A 23,592-nucleotide genomic window follows, 5' to 3' on the forward strand; every position below is an offset into this window, starting at 1 on the left:
GGGTTTTCCTCTGGTGCGGAGGTCGGGCAAAATGGGCGCTTGAGGGTCGGTTCGATCTTCGCTCCCGCCCCGGCGGCTCCGCATCGGCCGTCTCTGCGAACCGCCAAGTCGATTCGTACAAGCATTGCTCGTCCTTCTTCATATATTGAGGGAGAAGGAGGTGACGACCATGGCAAACACGGTGAATCCCTTGCAGACGTACCCGAGGCTGACCGTCTATACGGACGAGAATTATCGGGGACGCAGCGCGATCTACCGCGGGAATCTGGGCATTGTCGACCTGGACAGGCGGCTGGGCGGCATCGAAAGCTTGAGGTTTTTCTCCACGAGCGCCAACGCGACGCTGGTCTTGTTTACCCGTCCGAATTTCCGGGGGACGTTCCGGGTATTCCGCGGCAACACGAACATCCGGGACTTGGACGACATTATCGGAGACAACGACGCGGAGTCGCTGATTTCCACGAATCAACGCCTGACTCTGGCGCAAATCCGTGCGATCCGCGACAGCGGCAACCTGCCGCAGGGCTACCGGAGACTCTGACCGCCGGTTGTGTCAATATTGTTACGCTGTGACACAAATCACATTCGACCGCTCCCTTCCGGTATTATGATGAGCTTGTAAAAGAGACGTTACCGTCGAAGGGAGCCATACGATTATGAAAAAATGGGTATCTTTAAGCGCGTTGTTGTTGGCCGCGATGTTGGTCGCATCCGGCTGCGGCGGAGGAGACAAGAAGGAGTCGAGCCCGTCCCCGGCCGCTGCGCAATCCGGGGCAGCCGGCGGCGAAGCGAAGGCGATTACGATCGAAGCGTCGAACTTCAAGTTCGATCCGGGCGAGATCACCGTGAAGCAAGGCGACGAGGTCAGCATCACGCTGAAGAACAGCCAAGGCAACCACGCCTTGAAAATCGAGGGCTACGACAAGGAAGTCAAAGGCAACGCCACCGTAACCTTCGTGGCCGACAAAGCCGGGGAATTTAAAATTGTTTGCTCGATCTTTTGCGGCAAGGGCCACGACGACATGGTCGGCAAGCTGATCGTGCAATAACGCCTCTTGAAGGGCCGATCCGTTCGGCGGCCGGGACTCCGGCCGCGCTGGACCGGCCTTTTTTCATGCGCGAAAACGGTAACAAATCGTCCACAATACCTGGGGTTCCAGTGACAATTATCACAGTTCGATATGCCGGAAGTCCTTAAAATGAAGACAACTTGAAATCGGGAGGAATCGGGATGCGCGATGATCAATCGGTATCGAAGCCGCAGGAAGGCCATGCGGAGCCGGAGCGGAAAGAGCAGTCGCTTAAGGGAGCTTTCGCCTCCGTCATGCTTCTGGGAGCGTTCTTGGCCATTACCTGGGTCGGAGTATTCATTCTGTTCGTCGCACGCGACTAGAAGGGGGAAGAAAACAATATGCACATGCATCGGCTGGAGAAAATTTGGCTGACCGTCGGGGTGTCCATGCTGGTCGTATTTCTGCTCGTGCTGGGAATTATGACCTTCGGACGAGGCATCGCCCCGCCCAACGAGCACATTCACCGCATCGATCCGACGAAGGTGAGCGAGACGCCGCCGTTCGACAAGCCGCAAATTACGAAAATCGGGGATAACGTGTACAAGGCGGTCATGGTCGCTTACGCCTTCGGCTACGATCCGATCCCGCTCGAGGTTCCGGTCGGAGCGACCGTTCATTTCGAGATTACGTCGTCCGACGTCGTTCACGGCTTCGAAATTCCCGGAACGAACGTTAACGTCATGGTGACGCCCGGAGAAGTCAGCCACGTGTCCCATACATTCGACAAGCCCGGCGAATACTTGATTCTCTGCAACGAGTATTGCGGGATTGCCCACGAAATGATGAAAACCACCCTAGTGGTGAAATAGGAGGCCGCGCCCATGACTGAATCCAAACTTTCGACCTTCGACCGCCAGGACGGCCGGCTGGTGATCGCCCACGTGCTGTTCGCGTTCGGGGCCCTGTTGATCGGCGGCATCGCCGGCATGCTGCAGGGGATGGTGAAGGGCGGTACGATCACCCTTCCGGCGAATATCGGCTATTACGAGCTTCTGACGGCTCACGGCGTGCTGATGGCGCTGATTTTCACGACCTACTTTATCGTCGGATTTCTCTACTCCGGCATCTCGCAGACGCTGGGAGGCCGGCTGCTGCCGCTGACGCGCAAGCTCGGCTGGATCGGTTACCTGCTTATGTCCGTCGGTACGCTGATCGGCGTCGTCGTCATCTTGCTGGGCAAGGCGAGCGTCCTGTATACGTTCTACGCGCCGATGAAAGCTTCTCCGTGGTTCTACATCGCGCTTGCGCTCGTCGTCATCGGCAGCTGGCTGAGCGGGTTCGGTATTTTCTATCAATACGTAAAATGGAAAAAGACGAACCAGGGCAAGCTGTCCCCGCTGTTCGCCTACATGTCCGTCATTACGATGCTGCTCTGGCAGATCGCGACGCTCGGCGTTGCGGCCGAGGTCGTCGTGCAGCTCATTCCCTGGTCGTTCGGCTGGGTGGAGACGATCAACGTTGTGCTGAGCAGAACGCTGTTCTGGTTTTTCGGCCATCCGCTGGTTTACTTCTGGCTGCTCCCAGCTTACATGTGCTGGTACGTCATCATTCCGAAGATCATCGGCGGAAAAATATTCAGCGACGCGCTGGCCCGCATGTCGTTCGTGCTGTTTCTGCTGTTCTCGATTCCGGTCGGCTTCCACCATCAGCTCATGGAGCCGGGGATCAGCCACTTCTGGAAGTATCTCCAGGTCGTGCTGACGTTTATGGTCGTCATTCCGTCGCTCATGACCGCGTTCTCGCTGTTCGCCACCTTCGAGCTGAACGGACGGTCCAAGGGCACGAAAGGGCTGTTCGGCTGGGTGAAGGTGCTGCCGTGGAAAGACGTGCGCTTCTTCGCGCCGTTCATGGGCATGCTGGTCTTCATTCCGGCCGGCGCGGGCGGATTGATTAACGCGAGCAACCAGATGAACGCCGTCGTCCATAATACGCTGTGGGTAACCGGACACTTCCATCTGACCGTCGCCACCAGCGTCGCGCTCACCTTCTTCGGCATCGTCTACTGGCTTATTCCGGTCGTTACGGGCCGCGTGCTCACGCCCCGTCTGAACAAGCTGGGCATCATCCAGACGATCACCTGGTGCGTCGGCATGCTCTTCATGTCGGGCTCGATGCACACCGTCGGCCTGCTGGGTTCGCCGAGAAGGACCGCCTATAATACGTACGACGATCATCCGGATGCCATTCTGTGGATGCCGTATCACGTGGCGATGGCCATCGGGGGCATCATTCTGTTCGTCGCCGTGCTGCTCATCATCTACAACATTGTCGCACTCATGCGCGCGCCGAAAGGGCAGACCGAGTATCCGCTCGGCGAAGTGTCGGATACCTCGGAGCCGACTCCGCGCTTCCTGGAAAACTGGAAGCTCTGGATCGCGCTCACCGTCATTCTGATCGTGGTCGCCTATACGATTCCGATCATCGACCAGATCAGCAACCCGACTCCGGGCTCTCCGGGATACGTGACCTGGTAATCCGGCTTCGATTCGGCAAGCAGTCCGTCTCCGGGCGTCTCCAACGACGCTCCGGGGCGGGCTTGTTTTCGTTGGCCGCGGTTCGCGAACGCGGATTAAGAGGATTTTCGGAGTTGCTGTCGAATAGGAATTCGGGAAGGCAAAATATTCCTGACTTGTTCCGAGGAGGAAAATTCGACATGTCCGACACGCATTCGAATCAACCCGATTTGCATAAGAAGGAAGCGCACGAAGAGGTGGAAAGCCAAACCGCGGCAGCAGCCGCAACCGATGCCGCCGCGTCTGCCGCCCCCGGTCCGGCTTCTCCGCTGGCCGCGATGGACCCTAAGAAGCTGGCGGAACTGCTTAAAAATCCGACCGCGTCGCTGCAGCTTCAGCCGCAGACGGACTGGATCTACGGGGCGTTGGGGGCCGCCGCGGGCGTCGTCGGCTTCGTGCTCTGGAATTGGCTGTTCCAGGAAGCGATCAAAACGAAGCTCGGCATTTTCGGCGCGTGGGGCGGCCTGGCTATAGGCAACCTGTTCGGTGTGAGCGTGCCGGCCAAATTTCTGCTGCTCGGGCTGTTCTCCATCGTGCTGCTGGCCGGCTCGTTGACGCTGATCGGCAACTGGCGCGGTGCGCGCAAGCGCGACTGGCGGGAAGCCGCCGCCTATCTGGGCGGCACGCAGTGGCTGTTCGGAGCGGCGTGGATCGTCTCCGGGCTGCTGGCCTTTGTCTCGCTGCAGCTGTCGATGCTGCTCGGCCTCTTCCTGCTGCTCGTTAATCTCGTGCTGCTCGTCGGGCTGGCGCAGGACTTGCATGAGGTGGGCCGCGAGCGCAAATTTCTGTACATTACGTATTCCCTGGCCGCTTATTCGCTGCTGTTTTACCTCATTACGTCCATTCTGGCGTAAGCGGCAAGGAGACCGGCCCCGTTCACGGCGAGGGCTCCGGTCTCTTTTCCTTTTTCCGGGGCAGCCGGATCCGCACGCTTGTCGTTTCGTCCTCCGCACGGTAACCGATGCTCAGCTCGCCTTGATAGAATTTTACGCGCTCCTGGACGATCGCCAGCCCGAGACCCGAATGCTCGGTCTCCTTGGTCGTATAGCCGGGCATCGTCATCATTTTCAACTGTTCGTCGGTCAGCGCCCGTCCGCGGTTGCTGATCTCGATGGCGAGCGCCGCGCCTTCGCCGCGAATCGCCAGCCTCACGTCTCTGTCGCCGGGAGGAAGCGTCTCGCTCTCCTCGAAGGCGTTGTCGATGAGATTGCCGATGATTTTCACGAGGTCGATCATCCGGATCGCCGATTCGAGCTCCAGATTGGCCGGAATGTCGCAGGAGAACGGAATGCTCTTCGTTTTCGCCTGCTCGGTCTTGCCGGTCGTAAAGGCCGCCAGCGCGGGAGGGACGTGGCCGGAGATCGGAGCGAAGGCGTGCGCCTCTTTCGCCAAATCCTCCATATAGCGTTTGAGCTGTTCGAGCTTGCCCATCTGCAGCATGGAGGACATGACCTGCATATGGTTCAGGAAGTCGTGCCGATGCCCGCGAATGACGGTGAACATCTTCCCGATCTCCTCCGCGTACACGTCCTGCGTCTGCACGATCGCCTCCTCGCGAATGCGAACGATCAGCCGAAGCGTAAAGTAGATCGAACAGAAGGCGAGCAGCACCAGCGCATAGATCGTCCAGTTGTACGAGGCCGAGGCGAAACCGCGATTGCGGCTTTCCATGCCGAACGAGAACAGCAGGCCGAGCAGGAAAATCTGGGAGATCGCCAGCAGCGTGGCTTCTTTCATCCGCGACTGTTTGATATTCATTAAATATTGATATAATCGATGGAGGAGAGGGAAGCTTCTCTTCTCCAGATAGATCGCGAGCAGGATCAGCGCCGCTCCGAGCGGAACGTACACCGATTGGAAGGCAAGCGGATGATGGGCGATGACGTCCTTGCGGTCCGTCAGGCCGTATAGCAGCTGGATCAGCATTTCCCCGATCATGTCCGCCAGAAAGCTGGCTGCGGTATACGCGACGAACAGAATGATCACGCTTCGCCCTCCGAGCTGCCGGAACAAAAGGTACAAGGCGGCCAGCGCGACGAGGGTCGAGGTTACGGCATGGACCGGTACCGGCGCGAACCAATAGTCCAGCTCGCCGATCAACGAGCTGGCGACGGCGAACAGGACGAGCTTGCCCGCGTGGCGCGTCGGTCCAAGCCCGGCCGCGGCGAAGACGAGCCAGATGCGGACGAGAGCGTGGGGGATGGACAGACTGATGACGAGCTGGATGTAGGAATGCAGCATGTCCGCGGCCATCCTCCTTATATTTGTCGAACGAAGTCGTTTGGTGTCGGTATGCCTATTGTACTACTTTGCGGCCTATTGGCAAGCGCTGGAAGCGACTTCTAGCAAAATGAACCGCCTGCAACAGGGAAGCGAAGGGAGCAGAAAAATGCCGGGCAACGACAATCATCCGAACGAGCCGACCAAGCATGAACGGCTTCTCCAATATATTCGCGAGCTGCCGATCGGCACGAAAATCCCGGTTCGGCGGATGGCCAAGGAGCGGGGAGTGTCGGAGGGCACCGCCTACCGGGCGCTGAAGGAAGCCGAGCAGCTCGGACTCGTCAGCACGAAGGAAAGGATCGGCACCGTTCGCGTGGATAAGAAGAGACGCGGCAATCCCGAGCAGCTTACGTTCGCGGAGGTGCTGGAGATCGTTCAGGGGAGCCTGCTCGGCGGAGAGGAAGGCCTGGAGAAGACGCTCCATAAATTCGTCATCGGCGCGATGGAGATCGGCGAGATGGCCGGTTACATCGACGCGGGCAGCCTGCTGATCGTCGGCAACCGCGAGAACGCCCATCGGCTCGCGCTGCAGCACGGGGCCGGCGTGCTGGTGACCGGGGGCTTCGGGACGAGCGAGGAAGTGCGGAGACTGGCCAACGAGCGGAAGCTGCCGATCCTCACCTGCCGGCACGATACGTTCACCGTCGCCTCGATGATCAACCGGGCGATGTACGACCGGCTGATCAAGCGCAAAATTATGATCATCGCCGACATGATGGAGCCCACGGCCAGGCTCGGGGCGCTTAAGCAGTCGTCCACCGTCGCCGACTTCGTCAAGCTGAGCGAGCAGACGGGGAGCAGCCGGTTCCCCGTCACGGACGAGTGGAACCGCGTCGTCGGCATGATTACGTTCAAGGACGTGTCCGGCTCGCCGACGAACCAGACGCTGGACAAGCTGATGACGAGGCGGCCGATGACGGTTACGCTGAACACGCCGGTCGCGTCCGCCGCCCATCGCATGGTGTCGGAAGGCATCGAGCTGCTGCCGGTCGTCGACAGGCAGAGGAAGCTGGTCGGCGCGATCAACCGGGGGGAGGTGCTGCGGGCGATGCAGTTCGCCAACCGCCCGGCCCATCTGGGCGAGACGTTCGACGCGCTTATGTGGGGCGGCTTCTCGGAGCAGCGGGACGCGGAGAACGGACTTCAGTATACGGGGCTGGCCACGCCGCAGATGTCGGGGCCGATCGGCACGATCTCCGAAGGGGTGCTGACGTCGCTCATGCAGCAGGCGGCCAGCCGGGCCATAGAGGAGCTGCGGAGAAAAGAGCACGTTCTGGACAATATGACGACGTACTTCCTGCGCACGGTGCCGGTGGACGCGAGCATCTCGATCGTTCCGCATATCATTGAGACGAGCAGAAGGTACGTGAAGGTAGAGGTGGAGGCGGTGCTGGACGGCGAGGTCGCCGCCAAGGCGATGCTGACCGCCCAGACGATCGATCCTTCCTGATCGGGCGCCTACTGGCGCATCAGCCGGGTGAAGTGGGAGTGGTTGCGCAGGCCGGCGAACAGGTTGAACAGGCCGAGCAGGAGGAAGACCGCGCCGACCGCGACCCGGATGGAAGAGCCCGGGAACATGAACATCTGGATGATGGCGATGAAGATCAGCATCAGTCCCATGCTGATGTTCATTCGCGAAGCGTACAGTCCGCGAAGGCGTCCGTCGCGCGCGCGGCGGGAACGGATGCTGTACAGCGCGGAGAACAGGACGGTTACGACGACCAGGATGCTGAAAAACCATTGAAGCGCGTTGACCATGTCGAAAAAAGCAGCTCCTTTTGAAACGTTGATGATGCTTCATATTGTACCATAAAACAGGCGCGGCTTCCGACAATGCCCGGCTTCGGGCGGGGACAACGGAAGCCGCGCTTATTTGCTGATCAAATGCTTTTTCGCCTCCACCCACACCTGCAGCACGCCGTCGACGACGAGCATCGTGCGAATGGTCACGTCGTAGTCCTGGCCCTCGATCTGATCGTACACCTTCGTGTTCAGCAGCTTCCGGGCGAACGAGGAGTCGGTGTTGATCATATAGATGCTGCGGCCGATGAAGATGTCCAGATCCTCCTTTAACCGCTTCTTCAGCTCCTTCTCCGTCAAAATGTCGATCCCTTCCGTCTCCGTCTGCTCGTGGATGAAGATGGTCACGATGCTGCGAATGACGTTTTCCTTCCGGACCTGATGGGCCATCTCCAAATCTTTTTTCAGCGAGTCCACCTGATCCTTCAGCTCGTAGTTTTGCAGAATGATCTGATCGACGATATTGCTCTTGAGCGCGCTGTAGACGGCGCTGCCTACGATCATGCCGCAGACGAAGAACGCCGTAACCTGCATGAACTTCTGGAACCGGTCGAACGAAGGGACTCGCACGGCGAACGTCACCCCCCGTTGTTATGCAGCCATTGGATCAGCTCGACGCCCATGTGCGCGCCGAGGAAAGCGAACAGGATGTACCCGATCTGCTGCATGGCGGGAGAGAGATACCCGACCAGCACATGCGACTCGATGACCCGGATCGGATCGATCGTGCCTCCCACGGCGGCGACAAGCGCCCATATTTTCAGGTTGCTGGCAACCTGCAGCATCTTTTCCTTGGGCGGAGTGAACAGGAATACCGATCCCATTCCCGCCAGCAGCGCCCCTCCGAGCACGACGCCGAACGCGATGAAGAAGCTGAAAGCCGCTTTTGTGAAAAACTCGTCCATGTCCATCCCCCTAAACGCTTCCGCCCGACGGCGGCCGCCGATGATTCTTCTCTATCATATCTATGGGACTGGCCGGGGCGCTTATGATACAATAATAAACGGGAAGGTTCGAACGTGTGTTTGGGAGAGAGCGACTTCGGAAAAGAGGGGGATCGTCATGTGCGATTTCGTCCACCTTCACGTTCACAGCGAATACAGTCTGCTGGACGGCGCCGCGCGGATCAAGGAGATGGCGGCCAAGGCGGCGGAGCTCGGCATGAGCTCGCTGGCTCTGACGGATCACGGCGTCATGTACGGCGCCGTTCCATTCTATAAGGCGTGCCTGGAGCACGGCGTCAAGCCGATCATCGGCATGGAGGCTTACATCACGGCCGGGTCCAGGCACGACAAGCAGTCGCGCAAGGAGCAGCCGACGTATCATCTGACGCTGCTGGCCAAGAACCAGACGGGCTACCGCAACCTGATGAAGCTGACGACGATCGGCCATCTGGAAGGCTTCTATTATCGGCCGCGCATCGATTTCGAGGCGCTGTCGGCCCATGCCGAGGGCATCGTCTGCCTGAGCGGCTGCATGAGCAGCGAGCTGTCCAAGCGGCTTGCGGAAGACGATTACGGCGCGGCGCGGGAGCTTGCGCTCCGTTACCGGGCCTTGTTCGGAGAAGATTATTATTTGGAAATTCAGGATCACGGCCTGCTCGAGCAGAAGAAGATTACCGCCGGCGTCATCCAACTGTCGGAGGAGCTGGGCATTCCGCTGGTCGCGACCAACGACTCGCACTATATTTGCGAAGAGGATCATTCCTTGCAGGACGTGCTGATGTGCATCGGCACGGGCAAGACGATGGACGATCCCGATCGCTTCAGAATCGCCACCGACCAGCTGTATATGAAAAGCGGCGAGGAGATGGCGGCGCTGTTCCGGCATGTGCCGGAGGCGGTCGCCAACTCGGTCAGAATCGCCGACAGCTGCACGCTGGAGCTGGAGTTCGGCCGGCATATTCTGCCGGAATTCGCTCCGCTCCCGGAAGGCAAGACGGCGGAACGGTATTTGTCCGAGCTGTGCGATGCCGGGTTGCGGGCGCGTTACGAGGGGACGTCCGAATGGGCGGACGCGGCTTTCCGCGCCGCGGCGGAGGAGCGGCTCGCCTACGAGCTGCGCGTTATCGGGGAGATGGGGTTCGACGACTATTTCCTGGTCGTCTGGGATTTCATCCGTTTCGCGCACGAGAACGGCATCGTGACCGGCCCCGGGCGCGGCTCGGCGGCGGGCAGCCTCGTCGCGTACGCGCTGAAGATTACCGACGTCGATCCGCTTAAGCACAAGCTGCTGTTCGAGCGGTTTCTGAACCCCGAGCGGGTGACGATGCCCGATATCGACATCGATTTCAGCGACGAGCGGCGCGACGAGGTCATCCGTTACGTGGTCGGGAAGTACGGGGCGGAGCACGTCGCGCAGATCATTACGTTCGGGACGCTGGCGGCGCGGGCGGCGGTCCGCGACGTCGGACGCGTCATGAACCTGCCGTACGGGGACGTCGACAAGGCGGCCAAGCTTATCCCCGGCATGCCGGGGATGTCGATCGAGCGGGCGATGCAGGGCAGCCCGGAGTTCAAGGCGCTGGCGGAAGGGGACGGCGAGGCGAGCCGGCTGATCGCGATGGCGCGCCGCGTGGAGGGCATGCCCCGCCACGCTTCCACGCACGCGGCGGGAGTCGTCATCTCCTCCGCTCCGCTGACGGATTACGTGCCGCTGCAGGAGGGCACGGACGGCGTGCCGCTGACGCAGTATTCGATGGAGCATCTCGAGGCGGTCGGCCTGCTGAAGATGGACTTCCTCGGCCTGCGGACGCTGTCCATCATCGAGAGAACGCTCGCGTCGGTGCGCGAGCGGACCGGCCGGGAGCTGCGCTGGCAGGACGTCTCCTACGACGATCCCGCCACCTACGAGCTGATGGGCCGCGGCGAGACGACGGGCATCTTCCAGCTCGAGTCCACGGGCATGCGGCGGGTGCTCAAGGAGATGAAGCCGTCCTCGTTCGAGGACATCGTGTCCGCGGTCGCGCTCTACCGGCCCGGTCCGATGGAGTTCATCCCGCAGTTTATCCGCGCCAAGCACGGCCTGGTGCAGGTGGAATACCCGCACCGGAATTTGCGGGAAATTCTCGCCGATACCTACGGCATTATCGTCTATCAGGAACAGATCATGCAGATCGCCTCGGTTATGGCCGGCTTCTCGTTGGGCCAGGCGGACTTGCTGCGGCGCGCCGTCGGCAAGAAGAAGCGCGAGGTGCTGGACGAGCAGCGCCAATATTTCGTCGCGGGCAGCTTGAAGCAAGGGTATGACGAGCGGGAGGCCAACGGCGTATACGACCTGATCGTGCGGTTCGCGGACTACGGCTTCTGCCGCGCGCACGCCGCCGCTTATGCGGTGCTGGCCTTCCAGACGGCGTATCTGAAGGCGCACCATCCGGTCGCCTTCATGGCTTCGATGCTGACGGCGGTCGTCGGCAACCAGCGCAAGACGGCGGAATACGTGGACGAGTGCCGGAGGATGGGCATCGCCGTGCTCAAGCCCGACGTGAACGAGAGCGGCGTGCTGTTCACCCCGGTGTCGACCGCCGAGGGCGGCGGAGCGATCCGCTTCGGGCTCGCGGGCGTCAAGAACGTCGGCACGCAGGCGATCGAGAGCATTATGCGGGAGCGGGCCGAGCGGCCTTACGAGAGCTTGAGCGACTTCTGCCGCCGCGTCGATCCGCGCGCGTGCAACAAGCGCGTCATCGAGTCGCTCGTGCAGGCGGGGGCGCTGGAGTCGATGCCGGGCCACCGCGCCCAGCAGCTCGCCGCGCTCGAGCCGACGGTCGCGGCCGCGGCGCAGTGGCGCAAGGAGCGGGAGGAGCTGCAGATCGAACTGTTCGACTTCGAGGAGACGCCGAACTGGAACGTGGAGCTGCCGTCCGTTCCGCCCTATACGCAGACGCAAATGCTGGAGCTGGAAAGAGATCTGATGGGGCTGTATTTGACCGGCCACCCGCTGGACGCGTACGACGGGCTGATGGAGGAGCTGCGGGTCGAGCGGCTTGTCGATCTCGCCGAGCTGCCGGACGGGGCGACGGCGTTCACGGCGGGCATGATCGTGGCGATGAAGCCGTTCGTGACGCGCAAGGGCCAGGCGATGGCGTTTCTGGAAATCGAGGACCGGATCATGGGGACGGAGCTGGTCGCCTTCCCGTCCGCCTGGGCCAAGGCGTCCTCCTTCGTCAAGAAAGGCTCGCTTGTCTTCGTGCGGGCGAAGGTGCAGCACGGGGACGAGGATTACAAGCTGCTGGCGGACGATATTTTGCCGCTTGACGCGGCCGATTTGAAGGAGCAGGCGGAGCGGCTGCGGCGGCTGGGCCAGCGCTTCGGCGGCGGAGGCGGCAGAGATGGCAGAGGCGCTGGCGGGACGGGAGGCGGCGGCTACGGCGGCAGAGGCGGCCAAGGCGGCGACCGGGCGGCGAGCACGGCCGAGGGGGCGGTCCCGAGGAAGCCGGTGGCGGCCGGGGCCGCCGGGGGAGCCCGCGGGGGAGCGGGAGCCTCCGGAGGGACTCGCGCCGCCGGGAACGCCCGCACCGCCGCCGGAAGCGCGCGGCCCCTCGCGGGAGACGCGTCGGACGCCGCCTCGGCGGAAGCTTCGGGGCAGCAGCTCGTCTACATTTTGATCGACGCCGAGCACGAGAAGCCGGCGACGCTGATCCGGCTCAAGCTGCTGCTGAAGGCGCATCCCGGCGCGCTTCCGACGATCCTTCGCTACGAGAAGGGACGGCGCGCCGTAGCCTTGAGCGGCGAATACAACGTCGATCCGACGCCCGAGCTGGCCGCGGAGCTGGACCAACTGCTCGGCCCGGGCTCCATGCGGGTCAAGTGAACGGCAAAATTCAACATGAGCGAGGGAGAATCATCAGATGGCGCTGCTTCAATGCAGTTTTAATTCGGAAGCCTTGGGAATTTCCGCTTCCATGAACGTGATTTTGCCGCAAGGCGAGCGGCGCAGGCCGCTTAAGACGCTTTATTTGCTGCACGGCTTGTCCGATGATCACACCATTTGGTGCCGGAGGACGTCGATCGAGCGTTACGCGGACGCGTACGGGATCGCCGTCGTCATGCCGGCCGTCAATCGCAGCTTCTACGCGGACATGGCGCGCGGGGCCAACTATTGGACGTTCGTCAGCGAGGAGCTTCCACGCCTGGCCCGTTCGTTCTTCCCGTTGTCGGAGCGCAGGGAGGACAATTTCGCGGCCGGGCTGTCGATGGGCGGCTACGGCGCGTTTAAGCTCGGTCTTTCCCACCCGGACCGCTACGCGGCCGTGGCCAGCCTGTCCGGGGCCGTGGATCTGAACCGCCTTTTCGCGGACCGCTTCAGCGAAGACCTTTTCGACATCGTCGAAGATCCGGCTTCCGTGCCGGGCTCCTCGCTCGACCTGTTCGCCTTGGCGGAGCGGGTCGCGGGACGGCCGGGCGCGCCGCTTCTTTACCAATGCTGCGGGACCGAGGATTTCCTGTACGAGGACAACGTCCGCTTCCGCGAGCATTGCCGCAAGCTCGGACTGCCGCTCACGTACGAGGAGGAGCCGGGGACCCACGATTGGGGCTACTGGGACGACAAAATCCAAAGCGTGCTTGCGTGGCTGCCGCTGCGGGACGAATAAGCGGCTGACGGTTTTTCGGACGGTCCCGGCGGGAACCGGGGCCGCGTCGGGCGGGCCGTCCGGGGCGGTTTTTTCGCGCGCGAGCCGCGCGGCCGCCCCGCAACCGCGGCTTCTCGGTTGCTAGTCTTGCGGAATCTGTGCTATGATTTCCATATTGCCTGTCTCGCATTTCAGCGAATGAATCAAGAAATTGGGGGTACCGCATCATGTGGACGGTCATCTACATCGCACCGACCGCTAAGATCGCCGACAGAATTCAGAAGCGACTTACCGATGAAGGGTTTCTCGTACAAGTACGCCCCATAAACCTTACGAAACCGCAATATGAAATATTGGTTCCATCCGGCGAGGTGCGGGAAGTGCAAGAGGTGTTAGGCAGCATTCTGCATCTGTAATTCAGTACGATACCCATGGAGGTTGTTCGATCGGTCCGGGAACCGGGCCTTTGAACGCGGGCCCCTAGCTTGAAGGTCGCCATATATCGCTTGTGAGGTGTCGCTGTGTTCAAGGATCTATTCCAGAAGAAAAAATACGCCGTCGTTCCGTCGGAACGCACGAAGAGGGACATTCCCGAAGGGCTGATGAACCGCTGCCCGAAATGCGGTCAAATTCAGCTTAGCAAAGAGCTGGAGAAGAATTTGAAGGTGTGCTCCGGCTGCGGGCATCACTATCGGTTAAACGCCTGGGAGCGCATCGCGATGACGCTCGATGAGGGGCGTCTTTTTGAGATTGACGAGAATCTGGTCTCCGAGGACCCGCTTGATTTCCCGGGTTACGCCGCCAAGCTGGAGCAGCAGAAGGCGAATTCCGGCCTGAAGGACGCCATTGTCACCGGAGAAGGCGAAATCGGCGGCTTCCCGGTTCTTATCGGCGTCATGAGCTTCGACTTTTTCAGCGGCAGCATGGGCTCCGTCGTCGGCGAGAAAGTGACGCGCGCCATCGAGAGAGCGACCGAGAAGAAGCTTCCTCTGATTTTCTTCTCCACTTCGGGCGGAGCCCGGATGCAGGAGAGCATTCTCAGCCTGATGCAGATGGCCAAGACAAGCGCCGCGCTCGCCAAGTTCCAGGAGCAGGGCGGCTTGTTCATCTCCGTGTTCACCGATCCGACGCTGGGCGGCGTATCCGCCAGCTTCGCGAGCCTCGGCGACTACATCTTGGCCGAGCCGGGAGCGATCGTCGGCTTTGCCGGACGGATCGTCATCGAACAGACGATTCGCCAGAAGCTGCCGGACAACTTCCAGACGGCCGAGTTTAATCTGAAGCACGGCCAGCTGGACAAGGTCGTTCCCCGCAAGGAAATGAAAGCCATACTGACCAAACTTCTTGATATGCATGCCTGGAAAGGAGAGCCGGCCGATGTCGAGTGAATTGCCCTTTGAGAGGCCGCTCGCCGAACTGCGCAAGAAAATAGACGAGCTCAAGCATTTCGGCGCCGAGAAGCAGATCGATTTCTCGGACGAGATCGCGCGGCTCGAGGAGCGTTACAAGCAGCTTGAAGCGGAAGTTTACGGCGGCATGAGCGCCGCCCAGATCATGCATATGGCTCGCCATCATCAACGTCCGACGACTCTTGACTACATTCCGTTGATTTTTACCGATTTTATGGAGCTGCACGGGGACAGGGTATTCGCCGACGATCTGGCGATCGTCGGAGGCTTGGCGAAGCTGAACGGCATGCCGGTGACGGTCGTCGGACACCAGCGGGGCAAGGATACGAAGGACAATATCCAGCGGTTTTTCGGCAGCCCCCACCCCGAGGGCTTTCGCAAGGCGCTTCGGTTCATGCAGCAGGCGAACAAGTTTGGACGCCCGATCATTACGTTTATCGACACGAAGGGGGCGTATCCCGGCGACACCGCGGAGGAGCGCAACCAATCGGAAGCGATCGCCCGCAACCTTAGCGAGATGGCGATTTTTGGCGTGCCGATCGTCTGCGTCGTCATCGGCGAGGGCGGAAGCGGCGGGGCGCTCGCGCTGGGCGTCGGCAACCGCGTGCTGATGCTGGAGAACGCGATCTATTCGGTCATCTCGCCGAACGGAGCCGCGTCGATTTTGTGGAAGGACGCCTCCAAAGCCGATCAGGCCGCGGAAGCGATGAAAATTACGGCGAAGGATTTGCTGGAGTTCGGCGTCATCGAAGAGATCATCCCGGAGCCGCATGGCGGAGCCCACCGGGACAAGGCCGTGCAGGCCGAGTCGATCAAGGAGGCGCTGTGGCGCAACTTGCAGGAGCTCGGCAAGCTGACGCCGGACGAATTGAGGGAAGATCGGTACCAGAAGTTCCGCAAGGTCGGACGCTTCGGCACCGCAGAGCTGGAATAGCTCTCCATATATGCGACTTGGATAGATAACGGAGGAAAAAGAAATCATGCGTAAAACAAAAATCGTTTGTACGATCGGACCTTCCAGCGAATCGCTGGAAAACACGAAGAAGCTCATCACCGCCGGCATGAACGTCGCCCGTCTGAATTTCTCGCACGGGGACTACGAGGAGCACGGCAACCGGATCAAGGCCATTCGCCAAGCTTCTCAAGAGCTGAACAAAACCGTCGCCATCCTGCTGGATACGAAAGGACCGGAAATCCGTCTCGGCAAGCTGAAGGAAGAGCCGATCGAGCTCGTTCAAGGCGAGTATATCACCTTGACGACGGAAGAAATTCTCGGCGACATTACCCGCGTTCCGGTTACGTACAAGGATCTGCCGACCGACGTCAGCGTCGGCGCGACGATTCTGATCGACGACGGCCTGATCGGCCTGACGGTGCTCGACATTCAAGGCACGGAGATCAAGTGTCAGATCGTCAACAGCGGCCAGATCAAGAGCAAAAAAGGCGTTAACGTGCCCGGCGTGGCCATCTCCATGCCCGGCCTGACGGAGAAGGACATCAGCGACATCAAGTTCGGCATCGAAGTCGGCGTCGATTTCATCGCAGCCTCCTTCGTTCGCCGCGCCAGCGACGTGCTCGAAATCCGCGAGCTGCTGGAGCGCCACGACGCGCGTCACATCCACATCATCTCCAAAATCGAGAACCAGCAGGGCGTCGACAACCTCGACGAAATTTTGGAGGTGTCGGACGGTCTGATGGTCGCCCGCGGCGATCTCGGCGTAGAGATCCCGGCCGAGGAAGTTCCGCTCGTGCAGAAGCGGATGATCGAGAAGTGCAACCGGGCCGGCAAGCCGGTCATTACCGCCACGCAAATGCTCGATTCCATGCAGCGCAACCCCCGTCCGACCCGCGCGGAAGCTTCCGACGTCGCGAACGCGATCTTCGACGGCACTGACGCGATCATGCTGTCCGGCGAGACCGCGGCCGGCAAATATCCGGTCGAATCCGTAGAGACGATGGCGCGTATCGCGGAGAGCGCGGAGAGCGCGCTGCACTATCGCGAAATGTTCACGAAGCAGGCGAACGCCCAGCAGACGTCCGTAACCGAAGCCATCAGCCAGGCGGTAGCCAATTCCGCGCTTGATCTCGAGGCGAAAGCGATCGTCACCTCGACGGAGAGCGGCTATACGGCGCGCATGGTGTCCAAATACAAGCCGAAATCCCCGATCATCGCCGTAACGCCGGTCGAGCAGGTGCTTCGCCGCCTGCAGCTCGTCTGGGGCGTCACTCCGGTTAAGGGCGTGTCCGCGTCCACGACGGACGAGATGTTCGAGATCGCCGTGCAGGGCGCGCTGGACAGCGGCATCGTCCGTCTCGGCGATACGATCGTCATTACGGCGGGCGTGCCTGTAGGCCGTTCCGGAACGACGAACCTGATCAAGATCCACAACGTCGGAGAACTGATCGCCCAAGGTCAAGGCATCGGCTCCCAGAGCACGACGGGCAAAATCGTGATCGCCAATTCGCCGGAAGAAGCGAACCGCAAAATGACGTCCGGCGCGATTCTCGTTACCCCGTCGACGGACAAGGAGTATATGCCGGCTATCGAGAAAGCGGCCGCGGTCATTACGGAATGCGGCGGCATTACGTGCCACGCGGCTGTCGTCGGCCTGAACCTGGGCATCCCGGTCATCGTCGGCGTGGACAACGCGACCAAGCTGCTGCAGGACGGCATGGAAGTGACGTTGTACGCCGAGCACGGCGTGATCTACTCGGGCCAAGCGAAAGTGATGTAAGGAACGGAAACGAAACGGGCATGGAAAGTTCCCTGCGGCTAAGCCGCAGGGGATTTTTGCATATCGCCCCATTCGGCGGAGGCGCCGCCAACGTACAGGGCTCTGAGCGTTCGGGATAACGTGGCTGAAACCAACAAGCGCAAATTCGCGTACTCGAATATATACGGAGCCCGGGGAAGGAGCAGCAACGATGGGCAAATGGTTTTTGCATCCGCTGAGAGTAAGGTACCAGGAGACCGACCAGATGGGGGTCGTCTACCACGTCAACTATTTGAATTGGTTCGAGATCGGCAGGACGGAGTGGGTGCGAAGGGCCGGCATTTCCTACCGGGAAATGGAGGAACGCGGCCTGCTGCTGCCCGTGACCGAGCTGGAGGCTTCGTTTAAGCAGGCTGCGCATTACGACGAATGGATCACCGTAGGCACGCGGGTGTCGGAGATGACCAGCCTTCGCGTCGGATTCGAATCGCGAGTGCTCGCGGGCGACTTGACGGCAAGTTTGGGAGAACAATATGAGGGTGACGAGCCGCCGGGCGTTCCGCTCGTTAAGGGCCGTACGCGCCACGTGTGGGTAAACAAAGAGTGGAAGCCGGTTCGGTTCGCTCGGGAAGCCCCCGACTGGTATGATAAAATGACGATACTGGCGGGACTAGACGGATAAGGAAAGGGTGACGGCCTTGCAAAGAAAAGTGCTGGCGATTATCGTTCTGGCGATTCTGATCGAAATCTGGGGCATCTATATGGTGGGCAGCTGGATTGGCGGCTTTTGGACGTTCGGGCTGCTGCTGGCGACAAGCCTGCTCGGCGCTTATCTGATCCAGACGGAGGGCCGCAGAGTATGGCGTCAGGCGCAGCAGCAGATGCAGAGCGGCCAGCCGCCGGGGCATACTCTGCTGGAGGGGCTGTGCGTATTGGCGGGCGGCATTCTGCTTATCGTACCGGGGTTCGTCTCCGATCTGATCGGATTAACGCTGCTGCTTCCGCTAACCCGTCCGCTGTATCGGCTGTTTCTGTACCGCTGGCTGGAGCGCCTCGTGCGCGGCGGCCGCTTCACCATCTACCGGGGGCCGAACCGCTAGCGGGAAGACCGGCCGGCCATTCAGCGGCTGCCGTATTTGACATAGCGGCCGATGTCCCGGAATACGTTCGCTCTGTGGCAGGCGGTCAGAACGACGACAACGATCGGACCGACGATCAGGCCGACGATTCCGAGCAGCTTCAAGCCCGCAAACATGGCGATCAGCGTAGGCAGCGGGTCCAGTCCGACGCTGGAGGCGAGCACCTTGGGCTCGATAAATTGGCGGGCGACGAGGACGATGCCGTACAGCACCGACAGGCCGGTGCCGAGCGACCAGTCCCCTGTCAGATAAGCGTAGGCGAGCCAGGGAATCATGGCGGCGCCTACGCCCAGATAGGGGAGCAAGTCCACGAATCCGATCAGCAGGCCGATCGACAGCGCATTTTTGACCCCGATCAGCCATAGTCCGATAATGACGACCACGGTCGTAATGGAGATCATAATGAGCTGCGCCCGCACGTAGCCGAACAGAGCTTGCCGAAGATCCTGCCATACCGCTCCGACTTTCCGGACAAGGGCCGGGGGAAACCACAGCGCGACGCGTTGGCTGTAGCGGTTCCAGTCCTTTCCGATGAAAAAGGAGGCGAGCAGCACGACGATGGCGATCGTCATGACGAGAGGCAGGGAGTATAGAATGCGGACGATCCCGCCGAAAAAGAGGCTGATCAGACCGGTGCCGGTACTCGTAATCGCTTGCGCGGTGTTGGAGATGCTGCTGTTGATCGTATCCTTATAGCCGGGATTGTGCAGGTAGAAGTCGTTGATCCGGGTCATAATCTCCTGGATTTCGGGCTTGGCCAGCAGCTCGTTAAACCACTTTTCTATCCAGCCGACGACATTTTGCAGCGAACGGGACAAGGCGACGATCTCGTCGACCAGACGCATGACGAGCACGGAGACGATCGCGAGCATGGCCGAAGTAAACATAAGCAGCGATACGCCTACCGCAAGCCAGCGGGGAAGGCGCGCTCGGGCGTTCAGGAAGCCGACGACGGGGTTTAGAGCGTAGGCGAGCAGCCAGCCCAGCAGGAACGGGTACAGCAGGGGGAGCGACCACCATAGCGCCAGCAGGGCCGCCGTCAGCATCCCCGCTGCCAGGAGCAGGCGCGACAGCTGACCGCCGATTTTTCGGTTCAAGTCGATCCCCTCTTTTCCGAAGCGGAGTTCATTTCACATTCCGTTAACGCGTCGTTGATGTAGAGTTTACATTCGACCAACATAATGAAGGAGACAAGTCGGCGCGAGTTGGTCGCTGGCATTTTGAACAGGGGGATGCAGATGTCTGGCGCCAAGAAGTATATTAACCGGGATTTGAGCTGGCTGGAATTCAACAGAAGGGTGCTCGAAGAAGCCGAGGATTCGAGCACGCCTCTTCTGGAGCGGCTGCAGTTTCTGTCTATCGTGCAGAGCAACCTAGATGAGTTTATGAGCGTAAGGGTCGCGGGATTACAAGCGCAGAGCAAAGCCGGCTATGAAAAAACGGATTTTACGGGATACACGCCCCAGGGGCTGATCAAACGGTTGATGAAGCGGAGCGTGCGGATGGTTCGGGAGCAGTACCGGACCTACAGGGAACTGCTGAAGCTGCTGGCGAAGGAAGGCGTATCGCTGACGGAATACAGAGAGCTGCACGAGGAGCAGAAGCAGGCGCTGACCGAATATTTTCAGCGGATCGTCTATCCGGTGCTTACGCCAATGGCGGTCGACCAGAGCCGTCCGTTCCCGCTCGTTCACAGCAAGGAGCTTTACCTGGCCGTCGTGCTGAAGCGGGGGCCGGAGGAATCCGGCGATTCGGACGAGACGTTTTGCGCGATCGTACAAGTCCCTTCGATTCTGGCCCGTACGGTCGTCGTTCCGGGTCGGAGGAACAGCCGCAGGCTCGTTTATCTGCTTCTGGAGGATTTGATCAAGGAGCATATCGGCCTGCTGTTCAGCGGATACAAGGCGGAAGCGGTGCATGCGTTCCGCGTGACGCGCAACTCCGACCTGACGCCGAACGAGGAAGGCGCGGACGACTTGCTGCAGGAGATCGAGAAGGAGCTTCGCCGGCGGCAGAGAGGGCTGCCCGTAAGGCTTGAAGCGGAGAAGGGCATTCATTCCGACGCGCTGGATTTGCTGAAGGACGAGTTGGAGCTTGCGGAGGAGTTTATCGACGAGATCGACGGCCCGCTCGACCTGGGCTTCCTGTCGAAATTCGCCGCGGCGCTGCCGAATTACGACCATCTTCGCTATCCGAAATACGATCCGGTCTATCCGGAGGAATTTGACGATACGGACGACATTTTGTCGGTGCTGCGCGAAAGGGACGTGCTCGTCTATCATCCTTACGAATCATTCGAGATCGTTAACGACTTCGTGCTGCAGGCGGCCGCCGATCCGAACGTCATGGCGATCAAGATGACGCTGTACCGCGTCAACGTCAACTCCGTGCTTATCCAGGCGTTGTCCCAGGCCGCCGAATCCGGCAAGCAGGTCACGGTTGTCGTGGAGATCAAAGCGAGGTTCGACGAGGCGCGCAACATCGCTTGGGCGCGCCAGCTCGAGAAGTCGGGCTGCCACGTCGTATACGGCCTGGTCGGTTTAAAAACGCATGCGAAAATCACGCTTGTCGTGCGCAAGGAAGCCGATACGCTGCGCAGATACGTTCATGTAGGGACGGGGAACTACAATGAGAGCACGGCCCGTTTCTATACCGACGCGGGGCTGTTCACCAGCCATCCCGATATCGGGGCAGATGCGACCGCGCTGTTCAACGAGATGACGGGTTATTCGGCGCCGCATCTCTGGTCGGCTCTCGCCGTTGCGCCAATCGGGCTGAAGCCGAAGCTGTTCGACCTGATCGACCGGGAGATCGCCAATGCCCAAGCCGGCCTGTCCGCGCGGATCGTGGCGAAGATGAATTCCCTGTCCAATCAATCGATGATCGACAAGCTGTACGAGGCTTCCCAGGCGGGAGTAAACATCGAATTGATTGTCAGAGGAGTGTGCTGCCTTCGTCCCGGCGTTCCGGGGCTGAGCGACAACATCCGGGTCGTCAGCATCGTCGACCGTTATCTCGAGCATGCGAGAATACTCGCGGTCGCGGCCGGGGGCAACGAAGAAGTGTACATCACGAGCGCGGACTGGATGACCCGCAACCTGAACCGCAGGGTGGAGCTGATGTGTCCGGTATACGACAAGGGGCTCCGCCTGATGCTGATGAACGTGCTGCAGATGAATCTGGCGGATAACGTCAAAGCGAGGGAGCTTCTGTCGACAGGCTCGTATGCGCGGGTAACGAACGATCAAACGCCGCTTCGCAGCCAATTCGAGGCGGCGGATATTCCGCTCTGGAAATCGATTGCGGCGGCGTTCGACTCGTAAACGGCTTAAAGGGGCGCGCCGTCCGTTCGGATCACTTGCAGATCGGGAGTCATTCCCCATATTTTTTTGAATTCCTTGGCCATGTTGCCGACCTCCATCCGCTCGACGGGCAGCGGGTGGCCGGATTCGGCGAGCAGCTTCAGCTTTTTGTCTTCGATCGCGATATGAAGCGCGGAGATGGCTTGCGACTCGCTGCGGTCCAGCGCCGAGGCGAGCAGGAGCAGCGCTCCCAGCTTGGCGATCGTCTCGGCGTCTCCGTCCTCGAGCATCGACTGATAGGCCGACAGCTTGCGCTTTAACGAGCTCGGGCTCCGGTAAGAGGCGACGGCCGCGGCCAAAATCTTTTCCCTGTGGGACAAGCCGTTCCAATGCGTGTGCAGCAGCATGTAGAACGTATGGTCCGCGCAATCGTTATAGTCGATCGTCGCGCCGATCCGGAACAGTCTGGCGGCGGTATCCAGCAGCCTGCGGCTTCCTTCCGGCAGCGGGGATACGGCGTTTAACGGGTCGAACAGCGCCACGGCCAATTTGCGCACCTGCTGCAGATGCCCGCCGGGGGCCGCGGGATAGAGCGCGACCAGATTGCGTATGCTTTCCTCCAGCACGTCGTCGTCGGAGGAGAGCGGCGAATAAGGATGGCACGTTTCGTAAAACAGTCCGTCTCGCAAGCCGGTGCCGCATACGACCAGGGACGACGCCCGGGTGAGCTCCATCACGCCGCGCAGAATCGCCAGGCCCGGCACGATGACGTCGCTGCGGTCCTTGGACAAGCCGGGACGCTTGCGGCGCTGGGAGACGGCGAGAGCGGCCAGATCCTGCAGCGTGCCGGCCACGTCGGCCACGGACAGTTCATAACCGTGCAAATGGGGGAACGGATAACCGGTCTCCCGCTGGTGCAGCTTGGCCGCCGCGCGCACGGTACCGCCCAGTCCGATCAGAGGCAGACCGGGATGTCCCGCGATCCAGTCCGTTCCCTGCATCAGGCGTTTGGCTTCCGCGACGATGTCGTTCAGCGTCGCCTGCTCCACGACGGCTTCTCCCAGCCCGTATCGGGCCGAGACGTTAACGCAGCCGATCGGGAACGAGACGGCGGAGACGACCTTCCGCTGCCGGACCAGCGTAATCTCGGTGCTGCCGCCGCCGATGTCCACGACGAAGCCGTCGCCGAAGCGCAGGCTGTTGAGCATCGCCGCGCTTCCGAGGCGGGCTTCCTCTTCACCGGACAAGATTTCGATGTCGACGCCCGCGGCCAGGCGGAGCCGTTCCGCGACCTTATCCCGGTTGGCGGCCTGCCGGATCGCCGCCGTGGCGACTGCCCGCACGCGCTCGGCGCCGTGCTTGGCGCAGATGCGGACATAGTGGCGCAGCACTTCGGCGAGCTCTTCCACCGCTTCGTCGGGCAGCTTGCCGTCGGCGCTCATGCGCTGGCTCAGCCTGGCGGGCCAGCGGCCTTGATCGACGACTCTGTAAGCGCCGTTGCCGGTCAACTGATAGACGGACAGACGGACGGTATTCGAGCCGATATCGATAATTCCGGTTACCCGGTTCGCAGTTGTATGCATGGTGAGAGTCCTCCAGCTATTTAAACCTTCGTTACATTGTATCACAAATCGTCCCGTGGAATAATTAGGGACTTTAAGCGCATGATGATAAGGAATATTACGCAAGAACGATTCGTGATAGGGCCGATAAAGCATTTTTATACCCCCATCGGTTCCATTCGCCTGTGAAATCGATTATCATTAAAAAAGCTTACAAATGTTAAGTTG

22 protein-coding genes are annotated in these 23,592 nt (G+C 60.6%); 16 read left to right on the top strand and 6 right to left on the bottom strand.

From position 1 onward, the window contains the following. Positions 1–169 precede the first annotated feature (169 nt). From ACFFT4_RS23705 to ACFFT4_RS23730, 6 genes are all read left to right on the top strand, one after another. Positions 170–541 carry a hypothetical protein gene (locus tag ACFFT4_RS23705; protein WP_378051376.1) on the top strand — a complete coding sequence of 124 codons (372 nt, stop codon included), beginning with the start codon at positions 170–172 and terminating at the stop codon, positions 539–541. A gap of 115 nt (positions 542–656) precedes the next feature. Beyond that, positions 657–1,049: a cupredoxin domain-containing protein gene (locus tag ACFFT4_RS23710; protein ID WP_378051377.1), complete on the top strand. Its 393-nt coding sequence runs from the start codon at positions 657–659 to the stop codon at positions 1,047–1,049. A 182-nt stretch (positions 1,050–1,231) separates the two neighbouring features. Beyond that, positions 1,232–1,393, top strand: coding sequence for a cytochrome c oxidase subunit 2A (locus tag ACFFT4_RS23715; RefSeq protein WP_378051378.1), 162 nt, complete (start codon positions 1,232–1,234; stop codon positions 1,391–1,393). Positions 1,394–1,411: 18 nt separating this feature from the next. Beyond that, entirely contained in the window at positions 1,412–1,882 is a 471-nt protein-coding gene (locus ACFFT4_RS23720) for a cytochrome c oxidase subunit II (protein ID WP_378051379.1), read from the top strand. A gap of 12 nt (positions 1,883–1,894) precedes the next feature. After that, positions 1,895–3,547, top strand: a complete 1,653-nt coding sequence (locus ACFFT4_RS23725) for a b(o/a)3-type cytochrome-c oxidase subunit 1 (RefSeq protein WP_378051380.1) — start codon at positions 1,895–1,897, stop codon at positions 3,545–3,547. A 179-nt stretch (positions 3,548–3,726) separates the two neighbouring features. Then, positions 3,727–4,440 carry a hypothetical protein gene (locus ACFFT4_RS23730; RefSeq protein WP_378051381.1) on the top strand — a complete coding sequence of 238 codons (714 nt, stop codon included), beginning with the start codon at positions 3,727–3,729 and terminating at the stop codon, positions 4,438–4,440. Positions 4,441–4,462: 22 nt separating this feature from the next. On the opposite strand, the gene ACFFT4_RS23735 is transcribed toward ACFFT4_RS23730, so the two are convergent. Beyond that, positions 4,463–5,827 carry a sensor histidine kinase gene (locus tag ACFFT4_RS23735; RefSeq protein ID WP_378051382.1) on the bottom strand — a complete coding sequence of 455 codons (1,365 nt, stop codon included), beginning with the start codon at positions 5,825–5,827 and terminating at the stop codon, positions 4,463–4,465. 148 nt (positions 5,828–5,975) lie between these two features. On the opposite strand from ACFFT4_RS23735, the gene ACFFT4_RS23740 reads away from it, so the two are divergent. Continuing rightward, complete coding sequence (locus ACFFT4_RS23740) at positions 5,976–7,319, top strand: DRTGG domain-containing protein (RefSeq protein WP_378051384.1); 1,344 nt, start codon at positions 5,976–5,978, stop codon at positions 7,317–7,319. Positions 7,320–7,327: 8 nt separating this feature from the next. On the opposite strand, the gene ACFFT4_RS23745 is transcribed toward ACFFT4_RS23740, so the two are convergent. The 3 genes from ACFFT4_RS23745 to ACFFT4_RS23755 all read right to left on the bottom strand — a co-directional run bounded on the left by ACFFT4_RS23745 (position 7,328) and on the right by ACFFT4_RS23755 (position 8,574). After that, positions 7,328–7,627: a YtpI family protein gene (locus ACFFT4_RS23745; protein WP_378051385.1), complete on the bottom strand. Its 300-nt coding sequence runs from the start codon at positions 7,625–7,627 to the stop codon at positions 7,328–7,330. 111 nt (positions 7,628–7,738) lie between these two features. Next, positions 7,739–8,239: a sporulation membrane protein YtrI gene (locus tag ACFFT4_RS23750; protein ID WP_378051386.1), complete on the bottom strand. Its 501-nt coding sequence runs from the start codon at positions 8,237–8,239 to the stop codon at positions 7,739–7,741. A gap of 8 nt (positions 8,240–8,247) precedes the next feature. Continuing rightward, a complete protein-coding gene (locus tag ACFFT4_RS23755) occupies positions 8,248–8,574 on the bottom strand; it encodes a YtrH family sporulation protein (protein WP_094050316.1) in 327 nt (108 codons plus the stop codon). A gap of 157 nt (positions 8,575–8,731) precedes the next feature. Between ACFFT4_RS23755 and ACFFT4_RS23760 the strand changes: the two genes are divergently transcribed. From ACFFT4_RS23760 to ACFFT4_RS23795, 8 genes are all read left to right on the top strand, one after another. Next, positions 8,732–12,478 carry a DNA polymerase III subunit alpha gene (locus ACFFT4_RS23760; protein WP_378051387.1) on the top strand — a complete coding sequence of 1,249 codons (3,747 nt, stop codon included), beginning with the start codon at positions 8,732–8,734 and terminating at the stop codon, positions 12,476–12,478. 37 nt (positions 12,479–12,515) lie between these two features. Beyond that, positions 12,516–13,259, top strand: a complete 744-nt coding sequence (locus tag ACFFT4_RS23765) for an alpha/beta hydrolase (protein WP_378051388.1) — start codon at positions 12,516–12,518, stop codon at positions 13,257–13,259. Positions 13,260–13,465: 206 nt separating this feature from the next. After that, entirely contained in the window at positions 13,466–13,654 is a 189-nt protein-coding gene (locus ACFFT4_RS23770) for a glutamate decarboxylase (protein ID WP_094050319.1), read from the top strand. Between the two features lie 105 nt (positions 13,655–13,759). Continuing rightward, entirely contained in the window at positions 13,760–14,626 is an 867-nt protein-coding gene (gene accD, locus ACFFT4_RS23775) for an acetyl-CoA carboxylase, carboxyltransferase subunit beta (RefSeq protein WP_378051389.1), read from the top strand. Then, positions 14,616–15,581 carry an acetyl-CoA carboxylase carboxyltransferase subunit alpha gene (locus ACFFT4_RS23780; RefSeq protein ID WP_378051390.1) on the top strand — a complete coding sequence of 322 codons (966 nt, stop codon included), beginning with the start codon at positions 14,616–14,618 and terminating at the stop codon, positions 15,579–15,581. The genes accD and ACFFT4_RS23780 overlap by 11 nt, the downstream gene beginning before the upstream one ends. 46 nt (positions 15,582–15,627) lie before the next feature. Then, positions 15,628–17,382, top strand: coding sequence for a pyruvate kinase (pyk, locus tag ACFFT4_RS23785; protein WP_378051391.1), 1,755 nt, complete (start codon positions 15,628–15,630; stop codon positions 17,380–17,382). Positions 17,383–17,572: 190 nt separating this feature from the next. After that, on the top strand, positions 17,573–18,043 hold the full coding sequence (locus tag ACFFT4_RS23790; protein ID WP_378051392.1) for an acyl-CoA thioesterase: 471 nt from the start codon (positions 17,573–17,575) through the stop codon (positions 18,041–18,043). 7 nt (positions 18,044–18,050) lie between these two features. Beyond that, on the top strand, positions 18,051–18,461 hold the full coding sequence (locus tag ACFFT4_RS23795) for an FxsA family protein (RefSeq protein ID WP_378051393.1): 411 nt from the start codon (positions 18,051–18,053) through the stop codon (positions 18,459–18,461). 20 nt (positions 18,462–18,481) lie between these two features. Here the strand turns inward: ACFFT4_RS23795 and ytvI are convergent, their stop codons facing one another. Beyond that, positions 18,482–19,597 carry a sporulation integral membrane protein YtvI gene (ytvI, locus tag ACFFT4_RS23800; RefSeq protein WP_378051394.1) on the bottom strand — a complete coding sequence of 372 codons (1,116 nt, stop codon included), beginning with the start codon at positions 19,595–19,597 and terminating at the stop codon, positions 18,482–18,484. Positions 19,598–19,738: 141 nt separating this feature from the next. On the opposite strand from ytvI, the gene ppk1 reads away from it, so the two are divergent. After that, positions 19,739–21,823: a polyphosphate kinase 1 gene (ppk1, locus tag ACFFT4_RS23805; protein ID WP_378051396.1), complete on the top strand. Its 2,085-nt coding sequence runs from the start codon at positions 19,739–19,741 to the stop codon at positions 21,821–21,823. A 5-nt stretch (positions 21,824–21,828) separates the two neighbouring features. Here the strand turns inward: ppk1 and ACFFT4_RS23810 are convergent, their stop codons facing one another. Further along, a complete protein-coding gene (locus ACFFT4_RS23810) occupies positions 21,829–23,385 on the bottom strand; it encodes a Ppx/GppA phosphatase family protein (RefSeq protein ID WP_378051397.1) in 1,557 nt (518 codons plus the stop codon). Positions 23,386–23,592: the final 207 nt, after the last annotated feature.

The organism is Cohnella cellulosilytica (genome assembly GCF_042431195.1).
Taxonomy (GTDB): Bacteria; Bacillota; Bacilli; order Paenibacillales; family Paenibacillaceae; genus Cohnella; species Cohnella cellulosilytica.

Excerpts from the sequence above, each read along its gene's own strand:
- ACFFT4_RS23705 (WP_378051376.1), top strand. The coding sequence starts at position 170 with ATGGCAAACACGGTGAATCCCTTGCAGACGTACCCGAGGCTGACCGTC.
- ACFFT4_RS23710 (WP_378051377.1), top strand. The coding sequence starts at position 657 with ATGAAAAAATGGGTATCTTTAAGCGCGTTGTTGTTGGCCGCGATGTTG.
- ACFFT4_RS23715 (WP_378051378.1), top strand. The coding sequence starts at position 1,232 with ATGCGCGATGATCAATCGGTATCGAAGCCGCAGGAAGGCCATGCGGAG.
- ACFFT4_RS23720 (WP_378051379.1), top strand. The coding sequence starts at position 1,412 with ATGCACATGCATCGGCTGGAGAAAATTTGGCTGACCGTCGGGGTGTCC.
- ACFFT4_RS23725 (WP_378051380.1), top strand. The coding sequence starts at position 1,895 with ATGACTGAATCCAAACTTTCGACCTTCGACCGCCAGGACGGCCGGCTG.
- ACFFT4_RS23730 (WP_378051381.1), top strand. The coding sequence starts at position 3,727 with ATGTCCGACACGCATTCGAATCAACCCGATTTGCATAAGAAGGAAGCG.
- ACFFT4_RS23735 (WP_378051382.1), bottom strand. The coding sequence starts at position 5,827 with ATGCTGCATTCCTACATCCAGCTCGTCATCAGTCTGTCCATCCCCCAC.
- ACFFT4_RS23740 (WP_378051384.1), top strand. The coding sequence starts at position 5,976 with ATGCCGGGCAACGACAATCATCCGAACGAGCCGACCAAGCATGAACGG.
- ACFFT4_RS23745 (WP_378051385.1), bottom strand. The coding sequence starts at position 7,627 with ATGGTCAACGCGCTTCAATGGTTTTTCAGCATCCTGGTCGTCGTAACC.
- ACFFT4_RS23755 (WP_094050316.1), bottom strand. The coding sequence starts at position 8,574 with ATGGACGAGTTTTTCACAAAAGCGGCTTTCAGCTTCTTCATCGCGTTC.
- ACFFT4_RS23760 (WP_378051387.1), top strand. The coding sequence starts at position 8,732 with ATGTGCGATTTCGTCCACCTTCACGTTCACAGCGAATACAGTCTGCTG.
- ACFFT4_RS23765 (WP_378051388.1), top strand. The coding sequence starts at position 12,516 with ATGGCGCTGCTTCAATGCAGTTTTAATTCGGAAGCCTTGGGAATTTCC.
- ACFFT4_RS23770 (WP_094050319.1), top strand. The coding sequence starts at position 13,466 with ATGTGGACGGTCATCTACATCGCACCGACCGCTAAGATCGCCGACAGA.
- ACFFT4_RS23780 (WP_378051390.1), top strand. The coding sequence starts at position 14,616 with ATGTCGAGTGAATTGCCCTTTGAGAGGCCGCTCGCCGAACTGCGCAAG.
- pyk (WP_378051391.1), top strand. The coding sequence starts at position 15,628 with ATGCGTAAAACAAAAATCGTTTGTACGATCGGACCTTCCAGCGAATCG.
- ACFFT4_RS23790 (WP_378051392.1), top strand. The coding sequence starts at position 17,573 with ATGGGCAAATGGTTTTTGCATCCGCTGAGAGTAAGGTACCAGGAGACC.
- ppk1 (WP_378051396.1), top strand. The coding sequence starts at position 19,739 with ATGTCTGGCGCCAAGAAGTATATTAACCGGGATTTGAGCTGGCTGGAA.
- ACFFT4_RS23810 (WP_378051397.1), bottom strand. The coding sequence starts at position 23,385 with ATGCATACAACTGCGAACCGGGTAACCGGAATTATCGATATCGGCTCG.